The sequence below is a fragment of the Halorubrum sp. SS7 genome (assembly GCF_005435055.1).
Classification (GTDB): Archaea; Halobacteriota; Halobacteria; order Halobacteriales; family Haloferacaceae; genus Halorubrum; species Halorubrum salinarum.
Genome location: NZ_SGXV01000282.1, coordinates 1 through 498 on the forward strand (window position 1 = coordinate 1; position 498 = coordinate 498).

The following is a 498-nucleotide window of genomic DNA, read 5'->3' on the forward strand; positions in this document are numbered from 1 at the left end:
GAGCCGCTCGGTTCGTCGACATCGGGCGGCGGCTCCGCTCGAGTCTCGACGACCTCCTCTCACAGGAGTTCTCGTATTCCTCGGGGCACCTCGCCGCGATCTTACACGGGTGTCTGTTTGCGCCGTCGATCTTGACTTTCTGGTTCGTCAACGGCGTGCTCGACTTCTCGACCGCGGCCGCCGTCGGCGCAGTCGCTACGACGGCCGGACTCCAGATTCGTCTCTTCGCGTACGTGCTTCTCGTGCCGGTGTTCTTGCTTACGAGACTGACCGTTCACCTCGCTCATCCCGTCCATCGGGCACAGGTGCTTTCGGGATCGTGTCCGACAACGGAGCTGATGAGTCTCGACTGGGTCAGTCTGGGTATCCTCGCGACTGGGCTTCCACTCGCGATTCAGAACTTCGGGCCGTGGGTCGGGATGAACGCCGTCCTCCTCGTCGGGATTTTCGTGCTTCCGCGCGTACTGTCGCCGCGGTACCGCTCAGCCGCCAAACTCC

The 498-nt window shown here is 63.1% G+C and carries 1 pseudogene; it reads left to right on the forward strand.

What is annotated here, in order from left to right:
* Positions 1-498: pseudogene (locus EXE44_RS18045) on the forward strand (hypothetical protein); the annotation flags it as partial.